The 22,328-nt window shown below is 67.8% G+C and carries 28 protein-coding genes and 1 pseudogene; 14 read left to right on the top strand and 15 right to left on the bottom strand.

The features are described 5' to 3' along the window. Nucleotides 1-66: 66 nt before the first annotated feature. A complete protein-coding gene (locus GUI70_RS05295) occupies nucleotides 67-612 on the top strand; it encodes a VIT1/CCC1 transporter family protein (RefSeq protein WP_237724712.1) in 546 nt (181 codons plus the stop codon). A 6-nt stretch (nucleotides 613-618) separates the two neighbouring features. Here GUI70_RS05295 and GUI70_RS05290 read toward each other — a convergent pair whose 3' ends face one another. Together GUI70_RS05290 and GUI70_RS05285 are read right to left on the bottom strand one after the other, a co-directional pair. Then, nucleotides 619-963, bottom strand: coding sequence for a hypothetical protein (locus GUI70_RS05290; RefSeq protein WP_161881251.1), 345 nt, complete (start codon nucleotides 961-963; stop codon nucleotides 619-621). A 284-nt stretch (nucleotides 964-1,247) separates the two neighbouring features. Next, the gene (locus tag GUI70_RS05285; protein WP_161881250.1) at nucleotides 1,248-1,670 is read right to left on the bottom strand and encodes a secondary thiamine-phosphate synthase enzyme YjbQ; all 423 of its coding nucleotides are present in this window, start codon (nucleotides 1,668-1,670) and stop codon (nucleotides 1,248-1,250) included. A gap of 160 nt (nucleotides 1,671-1,830) precedes the next feature. On the opposite strand from GUI70_RS05285, the gene GUI70_RS05280 reads away from it, so the two are divergent. The 4 genes from GUI70_RS05280 to GUI70_RS05265 are packed head-to-tail and all read left to right on the top strand — an operon-like array spanning nucleotide 1,831 to nucleotide 4,539. Further along, the gene (locus GUI70_RS05280; RefSeq protein ID WP_161881249.1) at nucleotides 1,831-2,415 is read left to right on the top strand and encodes a DUF2087 domain-containing protein; all 585 of its coding nucleotides are present in this window, start codon (nucleotides 1,831-1,833) and stop codon (nucleotides 2,413-2,415) included. A gap of 10 nt (nucleotides 2,416-2,425) precedes the next feature. Continuing rightward, nucleotides 2,426-3,682, top strand: coding sequence for an aminopeptidase (locus GUI70_RS05275; RefSeq protein WP_161881248.1), 1,257 nt, complete (start codon nucleotides 2,426-2,428; stop codon nucleotides 3,680-3,682). Between the two features lie 35 nt (nucleotides 3,683-3,717). Then, on the top strand, nucleotides 3,718-4,092 hold the full coding sequence (locus tag GUI70_RS05270; RefSeq protein WP_161881247.1) for a GIY-YIG nuclease family protein: 375 nt from the start codon (nucleotides 3,718-3,720) through the stop codon (nucleotides 4,090-4,092). 9 nt (nucleotides 4,093-4,101) lie between these two features. After that, a complete protein-coding gene (locus tag GUI70_RS05265; protein ID WP_161881246.1) occupies nucleotides 4,102-4,539 on the top strand; it encodes a 23S rRNA (pseudouridine(1915)-N(3))-methyltransferase RlmH in 438 nt (145 codons plus the stop codon). Nucleotides 4,540-4,542: 3 nt separating this feature from the next. On the opposite strand, the gene GUI70_RS05260 is transcribed toward GUI70_RS05265, so the two are convergent. Together GUI70_RS05260 and GUI70_RS05255 are read right to left on the bottom strand one after the other, a co-directional pair. Next, nucleotides 4,543-5,532 (bottom strand): serine/threonine-protein kinase, encoded by a 990-nt coding sequence (locus GUI70_RS05260; RefSeq protein ID WP_306468265.1) that lies wholly within the window; start codon nucleotides 5,530-5,532, stop codon nucleotides 4,543-4,545. 169 nt (nucleotides 5,533-5,701) lie between these two features. Then, nucleotides 5,702-6,430 (bottom strand): metal-dependent hydrolase, encoded by a 729-nt coding sequence (locus tag GUI70_RS05255; protein WP_202630405.1) that lies wholly within the window; start codon nucleotides 6,428-6,430, stop codon nucleotides 5,702-5,704. Nucleotides 6,431-6,562: 132 nt separating this feature from the next. Between GUI70_RS05255 and GUI70_RS05250 the strand changes: the two genes are divergently transcribed. From GUI70_RS05250 to GUI70_RS05230, 5 genes are read left to right on the top strand one after another with little or no spacing between them, the layout of a single operon-like run. After that, nucleotides 6,563-7,717 carry an ABC transporter permease gene (locus GUI70_RS05250; RefSeq protein WP_161881244.1) on the top strand — a complete coding sequence of 385 codons (1,155 nt, stop codon included), beginning with the start codon at nucleotides 6,563-6,565 and terminating at the stop codon, nucleotides 7,715-7,717. After that, complete coding sequence (locus GUI70_RS05245; protein ID WP_161881243.1) at nucleotides 7,714-8,424, top strand: ABC transporter ATP-binding protein; 711 nt, start codon at nucleotides 7,714-7,716, stop codon at nucleotides 8,422-8,424. The genes GUI70_RS05250 and GUI70_RS05245 overlap by 4 nt, the downstream gene beginning before the upstream one ends. A gap of 51 nt (nucleotides 8,425-8,475) precedes the next feature. Further along, a complete protein-coding gene (locus GUI70_RS05240; RefSeq protein ID WP_237724711.1) occupies nucleotides 8,476-8,880 on the top strand; it encodes a YkvA family protein in 405 nt (134 codons plus the stop codon). 29 nt (nucleotides 8,881-8,909) lie between these two features. Beyond that, nucleotides 8,910-9,704 carry an NTP transferase domain-containing protein gene (locus tag GUI70_RS05235; protein ID WP_161881242.1) on the top strand — a complete coding sequence of 265 codons (795 nt, stop codon included), beginning with the start codon at nucleotides 8,910-8,912 and terminating at the stop codon, nucleotides 9,702-9,704. 45 nt (nucleotides 9,705-9,749) lie between these two features. Next, on the top strand, nucleotides 9,750-9,986 hold the full coding sequence (locus tag GUI70_RS05230) for a ferredoxin (protein ID WP_161881241.1): 237 nt from the start codon (nucleotides 9,750-9,752) through the stop codon (nucleotides 9,984-9,986). Between the two features lie 189 nt (nucleotides 9,987-10,175). Here GUI70_RS05230 and GUI70_RS05225 read toward each other — a convergent pair whose 3' ends face one another. From GUI70_RS05225 to GUI70_RS05210, 5 genes and pseudogenes are all read right to left on the bottom strand, one after another. Beyond that, complete coding sequence (locus GUI70_RS05225) at nucleotides 10,176-11,129, bottom strand: hypothetical protein (RefSeq protein WP_161881240.1); 954 nt, start codon at nucleotides 11,127-11,129, stop codon at nucleotides 10,176-10,178. Between the two features lie 9 nt (nucleotides 11,130-11,138). Further along, nucleotides 11,139-11,267: pseudogene (locus tag GUI70_RS25205) on the bottom strand (permease prefix domain 1-containing protein); the annotation flags it as partial. Nucleotides 11,268-11,352: 85 nt separating this feature from the next. Beyond that, nucleotides 11,353-11,526 (bottom strand): PadR family transcriptional regulator, encoded by a 174-nt coding sequence (locus GUI70_RS24245; RefSeq protein ID WP_237724723.1) that lies wholly within the window; start codon nucleotides 11,524-11,526, stop codon nucleotides 11,353-11,355. 299 nt (nucleotides 11,527-11,825) lie between these two features. Beyond that, nucleotides 11,826-13,073, bottom strand: a complete 1,248-nt coding sequence (locus tag GUI70_RS05215) for a M16 family metallopeptidase (protein ID WP_161881239.1) — start codon at nucleotides 13,071-13,073, stop codon at nucleotides 11,826-11,828. Further along, nucleotides 13,066-14,316, bottom strand: coding sequence for a M16 family metallopeptidase (locus GUI70_RS05210; protein ID WP_161881238.1), 1,251 nt, complete (start codon nucleotides 14,314-14,316; stop codon nucleotides 13,066-13,068). Before GUI70_RS05210 ends, GUI70_RS05215 begins: the two co-directional genes overlap by 8 nt. A gap of 95 nt (nucleotides 14,317-14,411) precedes the next feature. On the opposite strand from GUI70_RS05210, the gene cax reads away from it, so the two are divergent. From cax to GUI70_RS05190, 4 genes are all read left to right on the top strand, one after another. Beyond that, nucleotides 14,412-15,575 (top strand): calcium/proton exchanger, encoded by a 1,164-nt coding sequence (cax, locus tag GUI70_RS05205; protein WP_161881237.1) that lies wholly within the window; start codon nucleotides 14,412-14,414, stop codon nucleotides 15,573-15,575. Nucleotides 15,576-15,685: 110 nt separating this feature from the next. Then, nucleotides 15,686-16,300 (top strand): hypothetical protein, encoded by a 615-nt coding sequence (locus GUI70_RS05200; RefSeq protein WP_161881236.1) that lies wholly within the window; start codon nucleotides 15,686-15,688, stop codon nucleotides 16,298-16,300. Next, nucleotides 16,297-16,857 (top strand): DUF2239 family protein, encoded by a 561-nt coding sequence (locus GUI70_RS05195; RefSeq protein ID WP_161881235.1) that lies wholly within the window; start codon nucleotides 16,297-16,299, stop codon nucleotides 16,855-16,857. Before GUI70_RS05200 ends, GUI70_RS05195 begins: the two co-directional genes overlap by 4 nt. Before the next feature lie 5 nt (nucleotides 16,858-16,862). Beyond that, on the top strand, nucleotides 16,863-17,417 hold the full coding sequence (locus tag GUI70_RS05190; protein ID WP_237724710.1) for a 3'-5' exonuclease: 555 nt from the start codon (nucleotides 16,863-16,865) through the stop codon (nucleotides 17,415-17,417). A 12-nt stretch (nucleotides 17,418-17,429) separates the two neighbouring features. On the opposite strand, the gene GUI70_RS05185 is transcribed toward GUI70_RS05190, so the two are convergent. From GUI70_RS05185 to GUI70_RS05160, 6 genes are all read right to left on the bottom strand, one after another. Then, nucleotides 17,430-18,635: a molybdopterin molybdotransferase MoeA gene (locus GUI70_RS05185; protein WP_237724709.1), complete on the bottom strand. Its 1,206-nt coding sequence runs from the start codon at nucleotides 18,633-18,635 to the stop codon at nucleotides 17,430-17,432. A gap of 28 nt (nucleotides 18,636-18,663) precedes the next feature. Beyond that, a complete protein-coding gene (gene pfkA, locus GUI70_RS05180) occupies nucleotides 18,664-19,650 on the bottom strand; it encodes a 6-phosphofructokinase (protein ID WP_161881233.1) in 987 nt (328 codons plus the stop codon). Beyond that, nucleotides 19,647-20,537, bottom strand: coding sequence for a 16S rRNA (cytidine(1402)-2'-O)-methyltransferase (gene rsmI / locus GUI70_RS05175; RefSeq protein WP_161881232.1), 891 nt, complete (start codon nucleotides 20,535-20,537; stop codon nucleotides 19,647-19,649). Before rsmI ends, pfkA begins: the two co-directional genes overlap by 4 nt. A gap of 85 nt (nucleotides 20,538-20,622) precedes the next feature. After that, nucleotides 20,623-20,856, bottom strand: coding sequence for a hypothetical protein (locus GUI70_RS05170; protein ID WP_161881231.1), 234 nt, complete (start codon nucleotides 20,854-20,856; stop codon nucleotides 20,623-20,625). A 34-nt stretch (nucleotides 20,857-20,890) separates the two neighbouring features. After that, on the bottom strand, nucleotides 20,891-21,304 hold the full coding sequence (locus GUI70_RS05165) for a hypothetical protein (RefSeq protein ID WP_161881230.1): 414 nt from the start codon (nucleotides 21,302-21,304) through the stop codon (nucleotides 20,891-20,893). Between the two features lie 51 nt (nucleotides 21,305-21,355). After that, nucleotides 21,356-22,327, bottom strand: coding sequence for a hypothetical protein (locus tag GUI70_RS05160; protein WP_161881229.1), 972 nt, complete (start codon nucleotides 22,325-22,327; stop codon nucleotides 21,356-21,358). Nucleotide 22,328: the final 1 nt, after the last annotated feature.

The raw sequence follows: 22,328 nt of genomic DNA, 5'->3' as shown, positions 1-22,328 counted from the left end.
CAATCCGCCCTAATCCGCTCGGAATGTCTTATTGAGAATGATTCCCAACAAGCATAGAATCGGAGCATGACTGACAAGCCGCCCCAAGTCGAGGCCGCCCCTTCCCTGGACGCCTCGCCTGTTTTGCCCAGCCAGAACCAGACCTTTGTGCTGCAAAAGGTGCAACCTGCCCTGCTGGGTCTGATGGACGGCTCCGTGAGCACCCTCGCGCCGATCTTCGCCACCGCCGGGCTGACCGGCAAACCGATCGACGCTTTCTTCGTGGGATTGGCCGCCTCTGTGGGCGCGGCCATCAGCATGGGGCTGGCCGAGGCCCTGTCCGACGACGGGGTGGTTTCGGGACGCGGCACGCCGATCGGGCGCGGGGTCATCACCGGCGTGGCGACGCTGCTCGGCGGGATGCTGCACACACTGCCCTTCTTGCTGCCCGATCTTCACACTGCCCTGATGCTGGCCTACGGCGTGGTCGTCGTCGAGCTGCTGATCATCGCCTACATCCGATTCCACTTTATGAAAAGCCCACTGGCTCAGACCATCTGGCAGGTCATCGTGGGCGGCGGCGTGGTGTTTGCGGTGGGCGTGTGGCTGGGCAAGCTGGGCGCGGGCGGCTGAGCTGGTTTACGCCACCGACTTGGGCAACGCCTGCGCCCGGCCCTGGAAGCTGGCGCTGGTGTTGAGACTGCCGTTGGTCGCGCTGAAGCGCCACAGCAACTCGCCCACCTGGGTGCTGACTTCCACGCGCGGATCGAGCCGGGCGTCGAGCGTCTCGCGCAGCGTCAGCAGATCGGCGGCCCAATCGTCAGTGTCCACTCCGGCGGGCGAGTACGCCTCGGGAATCTGGAGGTAGTACCCGCCGTTGCGCTGGGTGGCCCGGTAATTCCCGCGCAGTTTGCGCAGCGGGGCGCGGCCCGGCGTGCGGGTGGCGGCGGTTTCGGGGGCGGTCGGCTCAGTGGGGTGAGACATGGCAAGGCTCCTTGTGGCGTCTTCCTCCTGGGAATGGCGCGGGAAATGAGGGGAGGGGCGGGGGCCAGGCGAGAGGGCAGCGCGGCCTGGGGCGCACCCGGTGGGTCGGTTAGGAGCAGTGGCTGCAGGTGTCCGGCCAAGCGAACGGCGTCAGCAAGCAGAGGAGCGTGGTGTCCCGGCCCGCTTGGATGTAGGAGAAGCCGGGAGCGGGAAAACGGCTGAATTGTCACGGGCAAAGCGGCTCGGCGCATGGTGCGGCGCGGCTCCCTGAGCTTATCACGCCTTCAAGGCTCGCCGGTGAGCGTGAGCACCAAGCGGCGCGGGCCGCCCCTGTCCCGGTGCTCACACAGATACAGTCCCTGCCAGGTACCGAGCGCCAGTCTGCCGCTCCGAATGGGCAGGCTCAGGCTGGTTCCCAGCACGCTGGCCTTGATGTGCGCGGCCATGTCGTCGTCGCCCTCCAGGGTGTGCGTAAAGTCGGTCCAGCCGTCCGGTACCGCGTGGTTGAAGTAACGCTCGAAGTCGCACCGCACGTCTGGTGAGGCGTTCTCGCTGACGGTCAGCGAGGCGCTGGTGTGCTGAATAAACACCTGCAGCAGGCCCACGCGCAGGCCAGCCAGCTCCGGCAGGGCGCTCAGCACCTCGCGGGTGATCAGGTGAAAGCCGCGCGGCTGCGGGCGCAGAGTCAGTTCGGTCTGGTGCCACATGATGCCAGCCTAGCGTCGCCCCGGCTAAGCCAGTCGGCTCATTTCGATAAAGTCCGAAGTGAGTTAGATTCGTTTCGAGGAATATCGAAATGACCAAACATCCCGACCGAGCCCGGACACGACCCCAGATCACTCCCGAACCCGCTTCCCAGGCAGGATCGTGAGCACGGCCCAGGACACCGCCGAACTGTTCAAGGCGCTCGCGCACCCGGCCCGCGTGATGCTGCTGCGCTCGACCTGGAACGAGGCCCGCAGCGGCGAGGACCTCGCCCGGCTCCTGAACCTCTCGGCGGCCACCGTCAGTCACCACCTCGCGCAGCTCGACGCGGCGGGATTGATGACGGCGCAGCAGCAGGGCCACCACCGGCTTTACCGGGCACAGGTGGCCGCGCTCGCGCCCTCACTGGCAGAGCTGCTGCGGCCCCCGCTGACCGTGCCGGGCGCAGCGCCAACCGAGGTGCAGACCGAGGATGAGCGCTACCGGGCCAGGGTGCTGCGGACATTCATGAAGGGCGGCACGCTGATTTCCATTCCTGCCCAGCGTAAAAAGCGGGACGTGATTCTGGAGGTGCTGCGCTCGGCCTTCGAGCCGGGCCGCGCGTATCCGGAGCGTGAGGTCAACGAACTGCTGGGCGCGTTTCACCCCGATTTCTTCACCCTGCGGCGCGAACTCGTCATGCGCGGCTGGCTGGAACGCGACAGCGGCATCTACCGGCGACCCCTCAGCACGGTACAAGGCGGGTAGCATGAACAACATGACTGCTCCGAATGTGTCCGCCGACCAGAACTTCCAGCTCCAGCTCGCCGGATACGCCGAACTGCTTGTCCGGGTGGGCGTCAACCTTCAGCCGGGCGGCAAGCTGCTGGTCAACGCGCCGCTGGAGGCCACCGAACTGGCCCGACTGGTGGCCCGCAGCGCCTACCGCGCGGGGGCCGAGAGCGTGGTGGTGCGCTACATTGACGAGCAGCTGGCCCGCCTGCGAATTGACGAGGCATCGGACGCGGCGATTGCTTATGTGCCGGACTGGCTGGCCGACGAGAGCCTCAAGATGATCGAGGACGGGTATTCATTTCTGACGCTCGACGGCTCGGACCCGAATGTCATGGCCGGGGCCGATCCCGAGCGCCAGGCCATCAACGCCAAGGTACGCGCGCAGGCCATGCAGGTGGTCAGCCAGAAGATGATGGGCTTCGAGGCCGCCTGGAGCATCGGGGCCGTCAGCATTCCGGCCTGGGCCACCAAGGTGTATCCCGAACTGGATGAGGCGCAGGCGGAGTCGGCGTTGTGGCGCGACATCTTCAAGGTGACGCGGGCCGACGTGCCCGACCCGGTGGCCGCGTGGCAGGCCCACATCGCGCGGCTGGGCCAGGTGCGCGACTGGCTCAACACCCGTCACTTCCACGCGCTGCACTTCTCCGACCCTAAAGGCGAGACCGATCTGACGGTGGGCCTGGCCGACGGCCACGTGTGGGCCGGGGTGGAGGACACCACGGCAGCAGGCGTGCGGATCGTGCCGAACCTGCCCACCGACGAGGTGTTCACTGCGCCGCACCGCGACAGGGTGGACGGAGTGGCGGTGGCGAGTAAGCCGCTGCTGGTGCGCGGCGAGATCGTGGAGGGCATCCGGGTGCGCTTCGCGGGCGGCAAGGTGGTGGAGGCCAGTGCCAGCCAGGGCGAGGCCACCTTTCTGAAGCTCCTCGACACCGACGAGGGTGCCCGCCGCCTCGGTGAGGTGGCCCTGGTGGCGGCCAGTGCGCCGGTCGCCCAGACCGGGCGGCTCTTTTACAACACCCTCTTCGACGAGAACGCCGCCTCGCACCTCGCCCTGGGCCGCGCCTACGAATTTACCTTCAGTGCCGACAAGGCCGCCAGCGGCGGCAACGATTCCCTGATTCACGTGGACTGGATGATTGGCACGCCCAGCATGAGCGTGGACGGCCTGCACGCTGATGGCCGCCGCGAAGTCCTGATGCGCGGCGGCGAGTGGGCCGTCAAGGGCCTGACCCTCTGAGTGCCGCTGAACTGAGCCACCAAGGAGCCTGCCGTATGACCCCAGACCGGATTGACCAGACGCCCCGCCCCCGCGCCTACAAGAATTTCACCCCCAGAATGGGCGTGTATGCGCTGCGTTTTGCCTCGACGGGCCAGGTACTGACCGACTGGAGTCCGCACGTGGAGGGCAGCCTCAACCGCCTGCGCTTTCAGCTCGACGCCGGGCTGTATCCCGACAAGGACATTCAGCGGCGCTGGACAGCAGATGGCCCGGACGCCTTCGGGCTGGAGGTGCTGGACGAACTCGCCTACGACCCTGCCAGGCCCGCCGATCACGACTACAGCGCCGAGCTGACTGAACTCGAAGCCCTGCACCGCGAGCACCTTCACCTGCCGCAAAGGCCCCGGAACGCTAGAGGGCTACGTTAACCGCTCGCCATGCGTCTGCACCTGATCACCGTCGGCGCGCCCAAGCTCGCCTACGCCCGCGCCGGGTGGGCCGAGTACACCGGGCGGCTGGGCCACTACCACAAACTCAGGGTGACCCAGCTGGCGGGCAGCACGCCGACGAAGGAGGGCGAGGCGATGCTCAAAGCGGCAGGCCGCGCGCCCATCATCGCCCTCGATCCGCGCGGCCAGCAGTGGAGCAGTGAGGAGCTGAGCGCTTACATCGAGCGCCAGGGCGTGCAGGGCACCGGTGAGCTGGCCTTTTGCATTGGCGGCCCCGACGGGCACAGTGATGAGCTGCGGGCGGCGGCCAGGGTGTTGTGGAGCCTGGGCCGCCTGACCCTGCCGCACGATCTGGCGATGGTCGTGCTGGCGGAAGCGCTCTACCGCTCGGCGACCATCTCGGCGGGCGAGCCGTACCACCGCTGAAGCTTATTTTTTGCGCTTGAAGGGATTCCAGCTTTTCGGCTCGGGCTTGCTGTCCCGGCTCTCCGGCTCGCCAGGGGTCAGGTCGCGCGGCGCGGTCACGGTGGGCAGATGCTGGTGGCGGCCCATGATGGCGCGGGCGGCGGGGGCCGAGGCGGCCTCGGGCAGGTGCAGTTCTTCCGGCTCCAACTGCTCGTCTTCCTCACCCAGCGCTTCCAGAAGGGCGCGGCGCAGCGCCGCCGAGCTGGGCCGGTCCTGCGCTTTTTTGGCCATCGCCAGCTCGATCAGGCGCGAGAGCGGGCGCGGCACCTGACGGTTACTGGCCGTCACCGGCGAGGGAAACCGGGTCAAATGCGAGATCATCAGCTCCTCGTAGTTCTTGCCCAGGTGAGGCCGCGTTCCCGAGAGCAGTTCGTAGGCCAGTACGCCCAAGCTGTACACGTCGCTCTGGGCGCTACTGGCCTCGCCGTGGTAGATCTCCGGGGCCATGTAGAAGGGACTGCCCGACACGTTGCCGCCTGCCGAGACGAAATAGGTGTTGCCGAAGTCGCCCAGCGCCGCGCGCTCCCCGTCCAGGTACACGTTCTGGGTCTTGATATCCTGGTGGACCGCGCCCTGATGGTGCAGGTAGGCCACACCTGAGGCCACGTCGGCCAGCACCCGCAGGGCCGCGTCGTGGGGCAGCAGGCTTCTCTCGAGGCGCTCGGAGAGGGTGCCTGCCGGAAAGTAGCGCATGGCGAGGTAGGCGCCCGGTCCGAACGGTGTGCCCGCGTGGCCGCGCACCAGGTAGGGATGGCGAAATTGCAGCGAGAGCCGCACCTCGTTGCCGAAGCGCTCGGCTGCTGTGCGGTTGGCCAGGGTGGTACCCAGCGGCAGCTTGACGGCGAGTTGGCGCTCCGGGGCGTTGTTGGCGCTGCCCAGAAACACCAGCGACGTGTTGCCGCGGCCGATCGAGCGCGTCAGGGTGTAACCGCTGAGTTGTGGCAGATCGGGCATTGTCATAGTAAGGCGGGTCCTGAAGCGGCAGAGGAAGTGGGGGATCGAGGACGGGGTCTGGGACCACTGAGTCTAGGAAGAAGCAGGTTACAGCACTCTGTCACGAAACGTGCACCGACCGAAATGAACATAATGCCCGGATGAAGCCGGGCCAAGGGAGCAGCTCCTCCTACAAGCTGATTTCCTCGCCTGGCTGGGGCAGGTACACCTGTACGCCCCGCTGCCCGGCCTCGATGGCGAACACCTGTGGGTCCCCAGTCAGCCCTGGGAAGGTGCCGTAGTGCATTGGCATGGCCGCTGTGGGCTTGAGTAGATCAAGGCACTTGGCCGCCTCGACGGGACCCATGGTGTAGTGGTCGCCGATGGGCAAGATCGCCAGGTCGAGGCCGCCCTCGCCGATCAGGGCCATGTCGGAAAACCGGCTGGTGTCGCCCGCGAAATACACCCGTTTGCCGCCCATCTCGATGATCAGGCCGGTGGGCATGCCGCCGTAGCTGCCGTCGGGGAAGCTGCTGGAATGCCAGGCCGGGGTGAACGTCACCGCGCCCCACTCGCCGCGCACCGTGCCGCCGATATTGGCCCCGACAGCATTGGCCGCGCCGTGCTTTGCCGCGTAGCCGCCGATTTCCGCCGTGCCGATGATCGGCGTGCCCGATTTGCCGAAGTCGAGGGCGTTGCCCCAGTGGTCGCCGTGGGCGTGGCTGATCAGCACGGCGTCCACCTTCCAGGCCAGCGCTTCTTCCAGGCTGACCGGGCTTTTGGGATTGCCCTGGAGAAACGGATCGATCAGCACCTGAAAGCCGTCCGCGCTCAGCAGAAAGGCCGAGTGGCCGAGAAAGCGGAGGGTCAGGCCGGACGCGGCAGTCCTGGACGGAGCAGTGCTGGAAGATGGGGTCATGGTGCCCTTCTTCTAGCACTTTTCGGACAGGTCAGGGAAACTGCAAGTTGCACTCTGACTGCAAAGCGGCCCAGCAGAGTCGGTAGCATTTGGCCTACATCCCGGCGTGGCCCAGGCGCTAGGCTGGCTGGCGTGCAGAGGCGAGATTTGTGGATATTGGCGCGGCGCGGCCTGACCCGGCGGCCCATCAGAACACTGCTGACCACCCTGGGGATCGTGGTGGCGGTCGCCAGCATGGTGATTTTCCTGTCGCTGGGCGAGGGCATCCGCAAGGTCTTCAACGACGAACTCGGCGGTATCGGCCCCGACGTGCAGGTATCGCTGAGCGGCTTTACCCAGGGCTTCGCGCCGCAGCCCAATTTGCCGCAGAGCACTGTGGGCGACATCGAGAAGCTCGCGCCGGAGCTGGGTATCACCCGCGTCACGCCGGTCATCATGTCGGTGCGGGGCAGCCTCGACCCCTCACAGAGTGCCGTCCTCTACGGCCTGCCCGCCGAGCAGGGCATCAACGCGGTGTTCTCGAACGTGGCGATTGCCCAGGGCCGTCTGCTCAGGGCCGGGGACAGCGGCGTGGCGGTGGTGGGGGCCAAGGCGTCCACCAACCTCAAGCTGAGCCTCGGCAGCACGCTGCGGCTCAACCGCCGCAGTGCCGTGAAGGTGGTGGGCATTCTGGCCAAGTCGGGTGGCCTCAACGATTCGTTCATCTTCATGCCACTCGTGACCATGCAGGCCGCTGAGGGCGCGCAAAACCGCGTCTCGATGGTGGCGGTCAAGCTGGACGACCCCAAGGCGGCCCGCCGGGTGGCCGATCAGCTCGCCAAGACGCTCAACCTCGAGGCCCAGACCCAGGGCGATTTCCTGAGCTTTGCCGATAGGGCACTCAAGATCAGCGACGCGGTGCGCTTCGGCATCTCGTTGATTTCGCTGATCGTGGGCGGGCTGGCCGTCACCAACACCGTAATGATGGGCGTCTTCGAGCGCACCCGCGAGTTCGGCACCCTGCGGGCCATCGGGGCGCGGCCCGGTTTCGTGCGCGAACTGGTGCTCACCGAGTCGCTGCTGCTCTCGCTGGTGGGCGGCGTCGGTGGGCTGCTGCTGGGGCTGGTGGGCATCTGGGGCGTCAACCTGTATACCCAAAACCTGGCGGGCTTCGACGCGGCGGCCCTGACCCCGCGCCTGACACTGCTGGCACTGGTCATCTCGCTGCTGCTGGGCCTGATCGCCGGGCTGCTGCCCGCCCGCTCGGCCTCGCGGCTGAGCATCAACGAAGCGCTGGGGCGGGTATGAGCGCTGTTTCGCCGTCCGCTCTCCTGGTCACGTCCAGTATTCAGCTCCAGACCGAGGCCCTGAGCCGCACCTATCCCAGCGGCGACGGCCAGATCACGGCGCTGCGGCCCTTCTCGCACACTTTCGCGGCGGGCATGACCTCGGTGGTGGGGCCGTCGGGCAGTGGCAAGAGCACCCTGCTCAACTTGCTGGCGGGCTTCGACACGCCCAGCAGCGGTGCGGTGCGGGTAGGCGATACCGACATCCACAGCCTCAGCGAGGCGGGCCGGGCCGACTTCCGGCTCAAGCACTACGGCTTCGTGTTTCAGAGCCACAATCTGGTCGCCATTCTCAGCGCCCAGGAGAACGTGGAATTTCCGCTGATGCTGGCTGGGGTGCCGCCCCGAGAGCGCCGCGAGCGGGCGCGGGCGCTGCTCTCGCAGGTCGGGCTGGAAGGCCGCACCCACCACCTGCCCTCGCACCTGTCGGGCGGCGAGGCGCAGCGGGTGGCGATTGCCCGCGCCCTGGTGGGCAATCCGGCGGTGCTGCTGGCCGACGAACCCACCGGCAACCTCGATACCCGCAGCGGCGAGATCATTCTGGAGTTGCTGACCCGCCCGGCCCGCGAGGGCAAGACGGTGGTGCTGATCACCCACGATGCCGACGTGGCTGCGCTGGCCGACCACCACCTGCGGGTGCGCGACGGCGAGGTGACGGTGGAGCGCTGAGGCGCAGTTCACCTGAGCGCCTCGGCCGGAATTCTCTCTAGAATGGAACTTTTGCCTGCCCACCGCGTATTCCCTGACATGAACCGCTCGCCTGCCCGCCCGGTCCCGCTGGGGCGCTTTCAAAGTGTCTGGCAAGACGCGCTAGCGCTGCTGCTCTCGCTGACCGACAAGCGCACCAATCTTCAGGCCAAAGTGATCGCGGCGCTGGCCCTGCTGTACGCCCTCAGCCCCATCGACCTGATTCCCGACGGCATTCCGCTGCTGGGCGTCACCGACGATCTCTTGATCGTGCCCGCCGTGCTGGCCTACGCGGCCCGCCGCCTGCCCACTCCGGTGCTGCTTCAGGCGCGGGGCCGGGTGGCGCGGCTGCCCTGGCTGTGGCCGTCTGTGCTGGGCGGCCTGCTGCTGGTGGGGGTGCTGATCTACGCGCTGACACGTCTGTTGAGCAACTTGTAGGGCCGCGCCGGGATGCTACCTTACTCCTCATGAATGAGGGTCCGAACACGAGCTGGAACGCGGTGGTGCTGGGCGGCGGCGACCCCGGTGACGATTTTGCCGCCGCCCACGGGGTGGCCGTGAAACCGCTGATCGAGGTGGCGGGCCGCCCGATGGGAGCGTGGGTGCTGCGTGCCCTGCGCGACTCCGGGCAGGTGGCGCGGGTGGCCTACGTGGGGCCGCTGACGCCCGAGATGGCCGAGTTTGTGGACGTGCGCGTCACGGACCGGGGCACCTTGATCGCCAACCTGGAGGCGGGGGTGGCGGCGTTGCGTGAACCGGGCCGGGCCGAAGGCGGCACCCCCACGCGCCGGGTGCTGGTCGTCACGGCAGACATCCCGATGCTCAGCGGCGAGCAGGTGCGGGGTGTGCTGGAGAGCGCTCCCGACGTGGGCCTAGTCTACCCGGTGGTCGAGAAGTCGGTCTGTGAGGCCAGCTATCCCGGTGTGAAGCGCACCTACGCCCGCTTGAAGGACGGCACCTTTACCGGCGGCAACCTGTTTCTGCTCGACCCCGCGCTGATCGGCAAGTTTTTGCCACGCCTGCGGGCCGTGCTAGACGCCCGCAAGCAACCGCTCAAGCTGGCGGGCATCGTCGGCCCGGTGTTCATCGTCAAGATGCTGCTGGGGCAACTGAAAATCGCCGAACTCGAGGCGCGGGTCAGTCAGATTCTGGGGGTGGAGGCGCGGGCGCTGATCACGCCGCACGCCGCCGTCGGCACCGACATCGACAAGCCCGGCGATCTGGCACTGGCAGCAGAGGTACTCACCCGCGCGCCAGCTTAGGATTTGGCCCTTGTCAGGCGCAGGTGAATCCGGCAATATGGCTCCATGACGCATATCATCACCAGCCCCTGCATCGGTGTCAAAGATCAGGCCTGCACCGAAGTGTGCCCCGTCGAGTGCATCTACGACGGCGGCGACCAGTACCTCATCCACCCCGACGAGTGTATCGACTGCGGCGCATGCGTGCCCGCCTGCCCGGTCAGCGCCATCTTCCCCGAGGAAGACGTGCCGGACGGCGAGACCCTCTTCATCGCCAAGAACCACGAGTTTTTCGGCCTCTGAATCCGGTAATGCAGAAGCGCCCATCCATCAAGGTGGGCGCTTTTTCGTGTGCCGAACCGGTGCTTCAGTCTTCCCGGTGTCGGCTGGCGTGCACGCCTACCCAGACGGCCCAGAGGACGGAGGCACACTGCCCAGCAAGCCAGCCAATCCCGGCGCACAGGCACGGGCGCAGTTTGGGGCGTCAATCAATTACTGAGCGTCCGAGTTGGGCTGGGCCGGAACGAAGATGCCGGATTTGAGATTGCTGAGCGGAATGTTGGTGACGCGCATGAGGAGAGCATTAATGCGCCCGCCGACTGGATCGGGGCCAAGCTGAGCGGGATCGGAGACAAAGTGGAGGCGTTGCTGAGCGCTGCTGAACGTCACCTGACCGTTTGATCCTACTGGAGCAACATCCAGATCGTAATTCTGTCCGGCGCGGCGGGTCACCAGCATGGCCACTTCGTCGCCGTTGAGTGTCGTTGTGACCTTGTGCGTTCTGCCGCCGCTGACCGGAACGCTTGAAGAAGCCCTGTACATCAACATGCTGCCTGGCGTGCCAGCGGGCAAAATATAGCCGAGAAGTTCGGGCACCACGCCCCGGTAAAAACTCGGTCCCACTTCAGCCTGGGTTCCGTTGCCGAATTGAATTCTCAGATGGTCAACCACAATGGTTGGGCGGTGATAGCCTTGAAAACGGACTGAGCTTTCCTGATTTTGGTAAAGGCTGGTAGCGATCGAAGCGGCGGGGAAGTATTCCTCACTGTTGACGTTGAAACCCGGCAGCAAGTCGGCTTCGTACATTCCTGTTGACGTTGGTAAATGGAGCCTGACCTTTCCAGAGTTCAATATTTCAACTGTTCCACCCTGGCTATTTACGGCGTCCTTAAGGCTTGTCAGGCTCAGGTAAGCGCCCTGGTAGAACTTTGGATCAGTGAAGGTATAGCAAGTCACGCCGTCTTTGCGACTGACGATAGTGATGCCAGCTTTGGCTGGTGCCGTACCGCGTACGCAAGAAGGTGTCATCGGAAGAGTCGTTAAGACCGGCAATGACAAGGTGAGGCCGTCGTTGCCACCGGCAGCCGCATACAGCACGCCGCTCAGGGCAAGGGCGGCGGCTCCGGCGGCGATGAGTAGTTTGGGCATCAGATACACCTGGGTCATTCCGGCACTCACGCGGGCGGGCGAACCCAGCTCCGCGAGCGCACGAGCAAGGGCTTCGGGTGGGGACGCGCCGAGCAACTGAAATTGTCCGGCGCGCGTCAGCAGGTGTTCTTCCAGCTCGTCCCAGAGCTCCTGCTGCCGCGCTCTGGGGAGCCCTCAGGTGGCGCGGCGCAGGTAAGCGTGGAGAGCGGGTGAAAGGTCGGTGTGGTGCTGGCAGCAGCGTTCACAGGCCGCTCAGGCGCTGCACGGCCCCGGTGAACGCGTTGAACTCGGTGCGTTTGGCCTCCAGCGTCTGCCGCCCGGCGTCGGTGAGAACGTAGTACTTGCGCGGCTTGCCGTTGCGCCCCGTCTCGCCGAGCTGACCGGCGAGCTGACCGTCCTGCTCCAGGCGGTGCAGCGCCGGGTAGAGACTGCCCTCCCTGAAGTCGAAGTAGCCGCCAGTGCGCTCCTGGCGGCCTGAAGGGTAGCGAAGCCGTAGAGTGGCCCGCGTTCCAGAATGGTGAGCAGGATCAGATCGAGATTGCCGCGCAGCATATCAGGGTTCATGAAGGTCTCCGCAGGTCACGAGAGCACGGGGCGTTGACCGCACGGCGTCCCGCCCGGCTGCCGCCCCCACATAGCTATGTCTGCCTACATAGTCTGTCTGGGTACCAGATTTGTCAAGCCCAGTCTGTCTGGGTATGTTTTGCGGCGACGCTAGCTCAGCGCCTCGATCGGTCCCAGCGCGGCCACCCGCAGGGTGTCGAAAGGCCGGCGCTCCAGCACAGCCCGCACCTGTTCGGGCGTTACGTCGGCGTAGCGCTGTACACTCTCGTCGGCGCTGAGGAGTTCGCCGCGCGCCAGATAGTCCATGCCCAGCGTAAACAGGCGGCCCTGCGGTGTGCCGCCGCGCAGCACCGCGCCTACCGCGATCTTGCGGGCGGCCCGGCGCACCTCGGTCTCACTGACGCCGTTGTCCTGAACGTCCCGCAGCACCGCGCGGTAAGCGTCCAGCACATCCTGGGTGCGCGGCGGGTCGCAGGAAAAGCCCCCCTCGAAGGTGCCCGCGCCGTCGTACTCGGCGTGCGAGAGGTCGGCGCTGTCACTCAGGCCGGTGTCGATGAGTGCCCAGTAGAGCCTCCCGTTCTCGCCGCCGATAATCTCGGTGAGCACATGGGCGGCCTCACGCAGCGGATCGGCATGGTCCAGACCGGGGGCCGCCAGCGCGACCTGGGCGCGGCTGAGGTCGGCGTCAATGGTGAGGCTGAGGCCCCCCGTCGGCGTGTGCGGCGTCAGGGCACGCTCGAACGTCGTGCGGGGCCAGTCGGCAGACACCTGCTCGGCGGCGGCTAGCACCGACGACTCGTCGAACTGGCCGCAGACCACCAGGGTGATGTTCGGCGTGCCGTAGCGCGCAGTGAAGTTGCGCCGCAGCACGTCCGGTGTCAGATCACCCACCGTCTGGGCCGTGCCCAGCACCAGCTGGCCCAGCGGGTGCTGCCCCCAGTACTCGGCGTGCAGAAGGTCCATCAAGCGCGAGTCGGGCTGGTCGGCGTACATCTCGATTTCTTCCAGAATGACGCCGCGCTCGGTGCCGACTTCCTCGGGACGCAGGGCCGGAGTCAGCAGCACGCTGAGGGTACTGAGCAGGTCATGCTGCTGCTCCGGCAAGCTGGCGGCGTGGTAGACGGTGGCCTCCTCACTGGTAAAGGCGTTGGCCTGACCGCCCAGCGCGTCCAGCCGGGCATTCAAGTCGGGGGCGCTGACCGTTTCGGAGCCTTTGAACATCAGGTGTTCCAGAAAGTGTGACGCGCCGAGTTCGGCAGGAAGTTCGTCTCTGGCCCCGGTGCGCACGAAAAACCCCATCGCCAGCGTCTGGGCATCGGGGTCGCGCTCAGTCAGCACGGTGAGGCCGCTGGCGAGCTGGTGTTTGACGGGCCGCAGAGGTGGCAGCGGCTCAGACATGCGCTGCCTCGCTGCCCGTCTGCGGAGCGCTGAGCGGCTGCGGCCCGAGCGAAACCAGTCCCAGTGGGCCAGGGTCGTAGCTCTCCAGAAAGGCGTTCACCCGCTCAAGCGTGAGGAGCTCGATCTCGGCGCGCATCTCGCCCGGCTCGCGTACCCGGCCAAACAGCGCCAGATCGCGGGCCATGCCGCCGCTGCGTGAGCGGATGCTCTCGGAGCCAAACACCGTACTCGCCATCAAGGCGTTCTGGGCGCGCCCGAACTCCGCCTGGCTCAGCCCCTGTCGCCAGCGGCGCAACTCCGAGAGCATCACGTCCAGGGTCTCGGGGGCGCGCTGCGGGGTGCTGGCCGCGTAGCCGGAGAGCAGCGCCTCGCCGCCGACGACCTGCGGCCCGGCGTGCACGGTGTAGGCCAGGCCGCGCTCCTCGCGCACCGCGTGAAACAGGCGGCTGGCGCTGCCGCCCGACAGGGCCGTGAGCGCCAGATGCCAGGCGAACCAGTCGGGGCTGTGCGGCGAGACGCCGCGCCCGGTGAAGGTGAAATGCGTCTGCTGGCTGTCGCCTTGCAAGTGGGCCGAGCCGCCCAGCTGGGGCTGCGGCTTGACGGGCTGGGCGTCGCCGGGCTGCCAGTCGCCGAATAGCCGCTCGACCAGACCGATGATCGTCTGCGCCTCGGTGTCAGCCACCACCGTCAGGATGCTGCCGCGCGCGCCGGAGCGCTGCCAGAAGGCGCGGGCCGAGGCGGGCGTGATCTGCGAGAGGCCCTGCGGGGTGCCGCTGCCGGGGTGGGCGTAGCCGCTGCCTCCGAAGACGAGTTGCCGGGCGGCCAGACCCAGGCGCTCGGCAGGGCTGTCCTGCAAGCTCTCCAGGTCCTGACGGGCCAGATCGAGCAGCACCGGCAGCTCACTGTCGGGCAACTTCGGGCGACGCACCAGTTCGGCAAACAATTCCAGCGCCGCGCCGAGGTCTGCGCCGAGGCCGCTGCCGGAAAAGAAGGTGGCCTCGGCGTCGCTGCCGCCGCCGCGCCGCACCCCCAGGTCGTCGAGCGCATCCTGAAACTGTCGGGCACTGAGCTGCCCCGCGCCCTTGTAGAGCCACTCCTCGACCACGCCCGCCGTGCCTTCCTGGCCGACCGGGTCGTGGGCGCTGCCCAGCGGCACCCTGAGATGAAACGAAAAGCCGGGCGTGGCGCGGCGCTCGAAGGCCAGCGTCAGGCCGTTGGGGAGCGGATGGGTGTGGGCAGGCATCCGGGGGATTCTAGAGCAGGTGGGCCGGGCGTGGCACGGACGCAGGTGACACTGACAGCCCCTGAAGGGGTGCACGCGGCGCTACTCTGATTCGCATGAACTTGCTGCTGGTCTTCATCCCCATCAGTCTGCTGCTCGAATACGTCTTTCACGCGCCGCCGCTGTGGGTGTTCGGGGCAGCCACCGTCGCCATCATTCCGCTGGCCGACTGGCTGCGCAAGGCCACCGAGCAGGTCGCGGCGCGCGCCGGGCAGACCATCGGCGGGCTGCTCAACGTGACCTTCGGCAACCTGGCCGAGCTGATCATCGCTATTTTCGTGCTGCTTGGCGGCAACGTGGCGGTGGTCAAGGCGCAGATCACCGGCAGCATCATCGGCAACGGCCTGCTGGGCCTGGGCCTGGCCATCCTGATCGGCAGTTTCGGGCGCAGCCGCCAGAAATTCAGCGGTGAGAATGCCGGGCAGCTCAACTCGATGCTGTTTCTGGTGGTGGTGGCCCTGCTGCTGCCGGCCCTCTTCGACCTCACCGAGCGGCTGCCCGCCTTTGCCGCCGGGAGCGCCGCTGCGCGCACCAACCTCGACGAATACCTCAGTCTGGGCGTGGCGGTGGTGCTGATTCTGGTGTACGGCCTCAACCTGGTCTACACCCTGGTGACCCACAAGGACGTGTTCGCGCTGGAGGAGGAGGAGCATCAGGGCACGCTCTGGCCGGTGTGGCAAGCGGCGGCGGTGCTGCTTGGCGCGACCGCCCTGATCGCGCTGGAATCCGAACTGCTCTCCGGCGCACTCGACGAGAGCAGCACCGCCCTCGGCCTCAGCCCGTTTTTTCTGGGCATCATCGTGCTGGCGGTGGTGGGCAACTTCGCCGAGTACATCGCGGGCAGCTACTTCGCGCGCCAGGGCAAGATCGGGCTGGCCATCAATATCGCGATTGGCGCGACCATTCAGGTGGCCCTCTTTACCGCGCCGCTGCTGGTGATCATTTCTTACCTGATCGGCAAGCCGATGAATCTGGTCTTTTCCAGTCCGCTGGAACTTGTCGCTATCGTGGCGGTGGCCTTGATCGTCACGACAGTCACCAAGGACGGCGAGGCCACCTGGTTCGAGGGCGTGATGCTGATTGCGGTGTACCTGCTGCTGGGATTGGCTTTCTATTTTGTGACGCCCAGTGAAGAAACTCGAACACAGCGCCGGGACTGGCCCGCCCAAGGAGCTATGCATCTTCAGGAACAGCCCGGCCTGCCGCTGATCCCCGCTTGAGTCCTGGCCTGTTGGTGGGCAGGCGACCGACCTGAAGTGGACCGGGCGCGGGCCGGATTTGGTGTCCTTTTCGCTCACGCCCAAGCGGGACGGGCCTTCAGAATGAGGCCATGACTGCGCCCGACCTCCACCCCAATTTGCCTGCGCCCAATGCCACCGCCGAGCAGCTCACCCGGCTGGCCCGCGAGCCGTCGCTGCACCTGCGCGAAGCGGTGGCCCGCCACCCCAACACGCCCGCCGAGGTGCTGGGGCAGCTGGCCGCCGATTTTCCGGGAGCGGTGATCAGTAACCCGGCTTTGCCGCTGCTGCGACTGGCCCAGATGAAGCAGATTCAAAGCTGGTCGGGGCGCACGCTGGCCCGGCTGGCGGCGGTGGAGGCAGCTCCTGAGTGGCTCCAGGAACTCGCCATGCGCCACCCTGACCCGCAGGCCCAGTGGGCAGTGGCGGGGCGCGCTCAGCTGAGTGCCGAGCGGCTGTGCCAGCTCGCTGGCCGGCGCGAGTGGCAACTGCGTGCGGCGGTGGCCCAGCACCCTGATCTGCCCGCCGAGCTGCTCGGCGCGCTGGCCGTCGACTCCGACTACGGCGTGCGGCTCTCGCTGGCCGCCCACCCGGCCCTGCCGCCCGAGGTGCTGAAAACGCTGCAGCAAGATGCCCACCCGCTGGTGCGCCGCCGCACCCAAATCATCAGCACCCGGAGCGTCGGTGGCCAGGGGAGACCGCTGTGAGCGATCCGCCCACCTACACCGCTTTTCTGGAGAAAGAGCGCCTGATCACGTCGGAGCTGCCGGAGGTGCTCAGCGAGGTCAAGCGGCACCTCGACGCCGCCACCCAGGCGCTGCCGATTCTGATTTTCGACGACCAGAGTGGGCAGCCGGTGGATTTCAACTTTCAGGGCAGTCTGGCGCAGGTGCTCGCGCGTGGCCTGCCCACCGAGCGCCCACCCGCCCGGCAGCCCGACACCCAGAAGGTCAAGCTGCTGGCCCGCCACTGGGAGTGGCTGCACGCTCAGCCGAGCGGTGCCTCGGCCACCCTGCGCCGCCTCATCGACGCCGCCCGCAAGGCCGAGGCCGGGCAGGCCCGCGTCCGTGACGCTACCGACGCGACCAGCCGATTTCTGACCGTGATGGCGGGCGATCAGCCGGGGCTGGAAGAGGTGCAGCGGGCGCTGTATACCGGAAACCGTCAGCGCTTCGAAGCGCTGCTGTTTGCTGGAGACTGGCCCGAGGGCGTCAGCGCCCACGCCCTTTATCTGGCGCAGGCAGCGTTTGGCGGGGAGGGTTGAGCGCCGTGGCTGTCTTCCCACTGCGCCAGCCGATCATCTTCCTCGACACCGAGACCGGAGGCCGCGACCCGGCGCGCCACTCGCTGCTGACCATCGGCGCGGTGACGCTGGGCGTGGACGGCGAGATCAGCCGCCCGCTGCACCTGCACCTCAAGCACACCGAGTACTGCGTGGAGGCGGGCGCGCTGGCGGTCAACGGCATCGACCTGCTGGCGCACGATCAGGTGGCCCAGCCGCCGGAAGCCGCCGCCCAGGCGCTGCGCGACTACGCCGCCGGGGTGGGCCGGGTGATGCTCGGCGGCCACAATTTCGACTTCGATCTGGCCTTCTTGCGCCCGCTGCTGCCCGACCTGCGCAGGGTGTTCAGAAGCGGCCACGTGGATACCAAACTCAGCGCCCAGTTTCTGATTCACGCCGGGGTCCTGCCGCACACGGTCGGCACTCCGCTCTCGCAGCTCACCGGGCACTTCGGCATCGAATACGCCGCCCACGACGCCCTGGAAGACGCCAGGGCCACCGCGCGGGTGTACGTCGAACTGCTCAAGCTGGTCGGCGGATAACCCCAGCCCGGCTCAGTCCAGCAGCACCACGTCCACCTCGTCGCCCACCGCCGCCGCGCCGCCTTCCGGCATGACGACCAGCGCGCCCGCGTCGCTCAGCGACCTCAGCACGCCGCTGCCCTGTTTGCCGTAATCGAAAACCTGGCTGCCGCGCACCTCGGCCCGCCAGAAGGCCGTCTTGTCGGCCAGGCCGCGAAAGGGCGTGCCCGCTCTCAGCCGCAGGCTGCTCAACGGCTGCCCGGTCAGCGCCGGGCGCACGATCACCTGAAACACCACCAGGCTGCTGACCGGGTTGCCCGGCAGACCGAACACCGGCAGGCCCTTCCAGCCGCCCAGCATGGCCGGGCCGCCGGGGCGCATCCGCACCTTCCAGAAGCTGACCTGGCCCTCCTGGATCAGCAGATCGCGCACGAAGTCGTACTTGCCCATGCTGACGCCACCGGACGTCAGCAGCACGTCCGCGCCGCCAATGCCCGCCAGAGCCTCCTCCAGCGCCTCGGGGCTATCGGGGGCGGCGGGCAGCAGCGCGGCCTCGCAACCCGCTTCCCTGAGCAGGCCCAGCAGGCCGTAGGCGTTGGAGTTGTAGACCTGCCCGGCACCGAGCGGCTGCCCCGGTTCGATCACCTCGTCGCCGGTACTCATCACCGCGACCCTCAAAGGCTTCAGCGTCGGCACCTCGGCGTGGCCCAGGGCGGCGGCCAGCGCCACACGCGCTGGGGTCAGCCGTGCGCCCGCATGCAGCACCGTCTCGCCCGCCGTAAAGTCGCCGCCCTCCTGCCGCACGTCGCTGGGCGAAGCGGGGCGCAGCAGAAGGATGCCGTCACCGTCGTCCTGAAGCTGCTCCACCGGGCAGATGGCGTCGGCCCCCTGCGGCAGCGGCGCGCCGGTGTAAATGCGCACGGCCTCGCCCGGCCCGACGGTTCCGGCAAAGGCCAGCCCGGCACGGCTCTCCCCGATCAGGCGCAGGCGCACAGGCTGCTCACGGCTGGCCCTCAGCGTATCGGCCTCGCGGCAGGCGATGCCGTCGAGCGCACTCTCGGTGGCCGAGGGATGGCTGACTTTGGCGACCAGGTCGGCGGCCAGGGTGCGGCCAAAAGCCGACGCGAGCGCCACCGTCTCGGTCTGGCGCTCGGGCAGCAACTGGCGCAGCAGCGTGCGGGCTTCCTCCACGCTGACGAACATCGGGAAGGCGGGCGGCGCGGCGTCGGGTGTCGTCATGCGGTCAGCATAGAGGCCCGGTGCGTGTTCAGATACTCAGCACCTTGGCGCAGCGGTAGAGCGCCCGGCTCACGTCCTTGCGCTTTTCCCAGGTTTCCTCGAACGGCACATAGGTCAGCCCGCCGCCGGTGCGCCCCACCATGATGTTCGACTTGCCCGCGATCAGCGCCTCGACCGCCCCCTCGCCCAGCCGCGAGGCCAGCACTCGGTCGCTCGACACGGGTGAACCGCCGCGCTGGATGTGCCCCAGCACGGTGAGGCGGGTGTCGATGCCGGTGTTCTTGGTGATGGCGTCGGCGATGCCCTGTCCGCCGCCGGGGTAGCCCTCGGCCACGATAATGATGCTGCTGGTCTTGCCGCGCGCCTGGCTGTCCCTGATGACTTCCAGCAGGTCGGTGACGGTCTTCTGGTCCTCGGGTAAGAAGACTTCCTCCGCGCCGCCCGCCACCGCCACGTCCAGCGCGATGTGTCCGGCGTGGCGGCCCATCACCTCGATGACGAAGATGCGCTCATGGCTGGCCGCCGTGTCGCGCAGCTTGTCCACGGCGTCCAGGGCCGTCTCGACCGCCGTGAAGTAGCCGATGGTGTGGTCGGTGCCGTAGAGGTCGTTGTCGATGGTGCCGGGCAGGCCGATGACCGGAATGCCGTGTTCCTGCTGGAGGTAGTGCGCGCCGTGAAAGCTGCCGTCGCCGCCGATGACCACCAAAGCGTCCACGTGCCACTCGCGCAGGTGCCTTGCACCCTCGGCCCGGCCCTCGGCGCTGCGCCAGGTGTGGCTGCGGGCGGTGAGCAGCATGGTGCCGCCGCGCTGGATGATGTTGGCCACGTCGCGCGGCCCGAGCAGGCGCAAGTCGCCCTGGTGCAGGCCCTGAAAGCCCCGGCGCACGCCCACCACCTCGATGCCGTGGTAGGTGGCGGTGCGCACGACGGCGCGAATGGCCGCGTTCATGCCGGGGGCGTCGCCGCCGCTGGTCAGCACCGCGAGGCGCTTGATGGTGGGGTTGGGTGCGGTCATGACTCCTCCAGGGGGGCGTTGGCGAACGGACGGGCCGGAACGGAGTCCTGAGCCTGCACCGCACCGAGCGCCAACTGATAAGCGTCATTCTTACGCAAACCCCGGCTCTGGAGCAAGGCCCGGATCTCGCGGGCGTCCCTGCCCTCGGTGGCCCACCCAGCAGCCAGGCCGGGGTAATCGGTCTGGGTCTCGCCGGGCAGCAGCTCGCCCACACCCCGGCCCGAGACCACCACCACGATCTCGCCGCGCACGCCGCCTTCGAAAGCCTGGGCCAGCTCGGTGAGCGGGCCGCGCCGGGTCTCCTCGAACTTCTTGCTGAGTTCGCGCGTCACCGAGGCCAGCCGCGCGCCGCCGCAGACGGCAGCCAGCTCAGTCAGGGTGGCGTGCAGGCGGTGCGGGCTCTCGTAGAGAATGCTGGTCTCGGTTCGGGCGGCGATGGCCGCTAGGCGCTCCTTGCGCTCGCGGCCTGTGCGCGGCAGGAAGCCCTCGAAGGTGAAGCGGGCGGTATCGAGGCCCGAGAGCACCAGCGCCGGAATCAGGGCAGTGGCTCCCGGAAGCGCTTCCACCCGGCCGCCCAGCCGCAGCGCCACCTGCACCAGTTCGCTGCCCGGATCGCTGATGCCCGGCGTGCCCGCGTCCGAAACGTAGGCCAGCTTCGGGTACTGCCCGAAGGTGCGCTCGGCGCGCGACATGGTATGGGCATCTAAGCGCACCAGCGGGCGGGAAATGCCCAGATGGGTCAGCAGGTGAGCGGTGCGGCGGGTGTCCTCACAGGCCACTGCGTCGGCCTGTTTCAGCACCTCGGCGGCCCGGTAGGTCAGGTCGCCGAGGTTGCCCACCGGCGTCGGCACCAGCCACAGGTGAACGCCGCTGGCCGCCTCTGCCATGGGGAGAGCTTCGTCTGGAAACGGTTCACCAGCAACCCGCTCATCGGTTATCGGCTCCTCAGTCAATGGGTCACCGGCTGGCGGGTCAGACCGGTTCAGGGACATGCCCCTGCGCCTCACTCGGCACCCGCTCGCTGGTCAGACCCGGCATCGGGCGCAACTTGATGCGGATCTTCTTGGGTCGGTTCAAGGCGCTGCTGATCTTGGCGCGCAGCAGTTCGCCCTCGCCCACCGTCACGGTGACGACGGTGCCTTCCGGCAGCTTGGCCCCGATCAGCACCACCACTTCATTTTCCACCACGCCCTTGTAGGCCCTCATTGGCTTAGTTTATGCCAAGTGGAGCCGCGCGCGCTCAATTCTCCCGGCGACGGCGCTCGGCTCTGGCCAGAGCCTCGCGCAGCGCCGTGATCTCGGCCTCGCGCGCGCCGCCGAGCTGGGCGTAGCGGTCGATCACGTCCGCCGCCTCGCGCCTGCGTCCCAGCCGCAGCAGCATGCTGGCGAGGTGCTCGCCGTCCACGAAGTAGGCGCGCGGCAGGTCGGGCTGCTGGGCCACCTGGGCGCGGGCCGCGTCGAGCCGGGTGGTGGAGTGGCGAAAGCGGGTGACCTGAAATCGGATCAGCGAGCTGGCGGCGATAAAGGTCAGCAGCACCGCCAGGGTGGAGGCGCTGAGAGAGCGCGACACCCCGAAGCCGCTGGCGAGGCGCACCAGCAGCGGAAAGAAAAAGGCCAGCACCACCACTGTCGCCAGCGAGGCGGCGTAGTTCATCCGCGCCCCACCCGGCAGGGTTTGCTCCGGCCACTCAGCATCGGGGTCATTCTAGCGGGAAGTCGGCAGTGTGATTGGCAGCGCCGGAATCGGCAAAGGAGGCAGCCAGGGCAACTTGGAGAGCTGGCCGGTCACCCACTGCACGGCCTGGCTGCCCGGATACGACACACCGCTGTGGTCCTCATGCACCGAGACGAAGGTCTGAATGCTCGCCTTGTCGCCGCCGGGGCGCTGGTTGGACGTCAGATCGAACAGGTAGTTGACGTAGAAGCCCGGCACATCGCCGCCGCTGGCCGGGAGGCGCTTGCTCTGCACTTCCAGGTTCACGCTCACGTTGGGCCACACCAGATCCTTGAGACGCGCCGTCTGGCCGCCGATGCGGACGTTGCTGCACGCCAGCAGGGGCGAGCGCTGCGGATCGCCCTGCCACACTGCTGAGGTGGCCGCCACCGTCTCGGCGCTGTGGTCGGCGTTCCAGGCCACGCAGTTGGCGTCGAGGTCGATCAGTGCCGCCACCGGCACCTGCCCGAAGAGGCGACTCAGGTAGTGGCCCCACACCGCGCCGTGCGAGTGGCCCACGATGATGACCCGCGCCGGGTTGCTGCGCCCCAGCACCAGCCCATTGGTCAGGCGCTGGTAATCAGCGAGCAGATCGAGAATCCCGCGCTGCGGCAGCTTGGAGCGCCTGGAGGTGAAATCGGTGGCGATGCGCTCGGCGTAGCCTTCCACTTCGGTCCTCAGGCCGCGCTGCTCGAAGACGGCAGCCACGGCCTTGAGGGTGCCGCGCTCGCTGAGGTAATCCCAGTTGTCCTGCGGGGCCTGGCACGGCGGGCCGCAGCGCCCGGAGATCCCGAAGATCAGCACGTCGGGACTGCCCGCCGGGCGCGGCGGCAACGCACGTTGCTGGGCTGGGCTGAGCGCCTCGAAGACCGCCGGGCTGAGGCTGGGCAGCGGCGCGCAGGCTGACGCGCCCAGGGTGAGGATCAGGGCCAGCAGCGCCGCCAGCCAGGGCCGCAGGTGCATG

Origin of the sequence: Deinococcus alpinitundrae, assembly GCF_009982895.1 — a bacterium.
GTDB classification, from domain to species: Bacteria; Deinococcota; Deinococci; order Deinococcales; family Deinococcaceae; genus Deinococcus; species Deinococcus alpinitundrae.
This window is presented reverse-complemented; position numbering and strand designations above follow the sequence as displayed.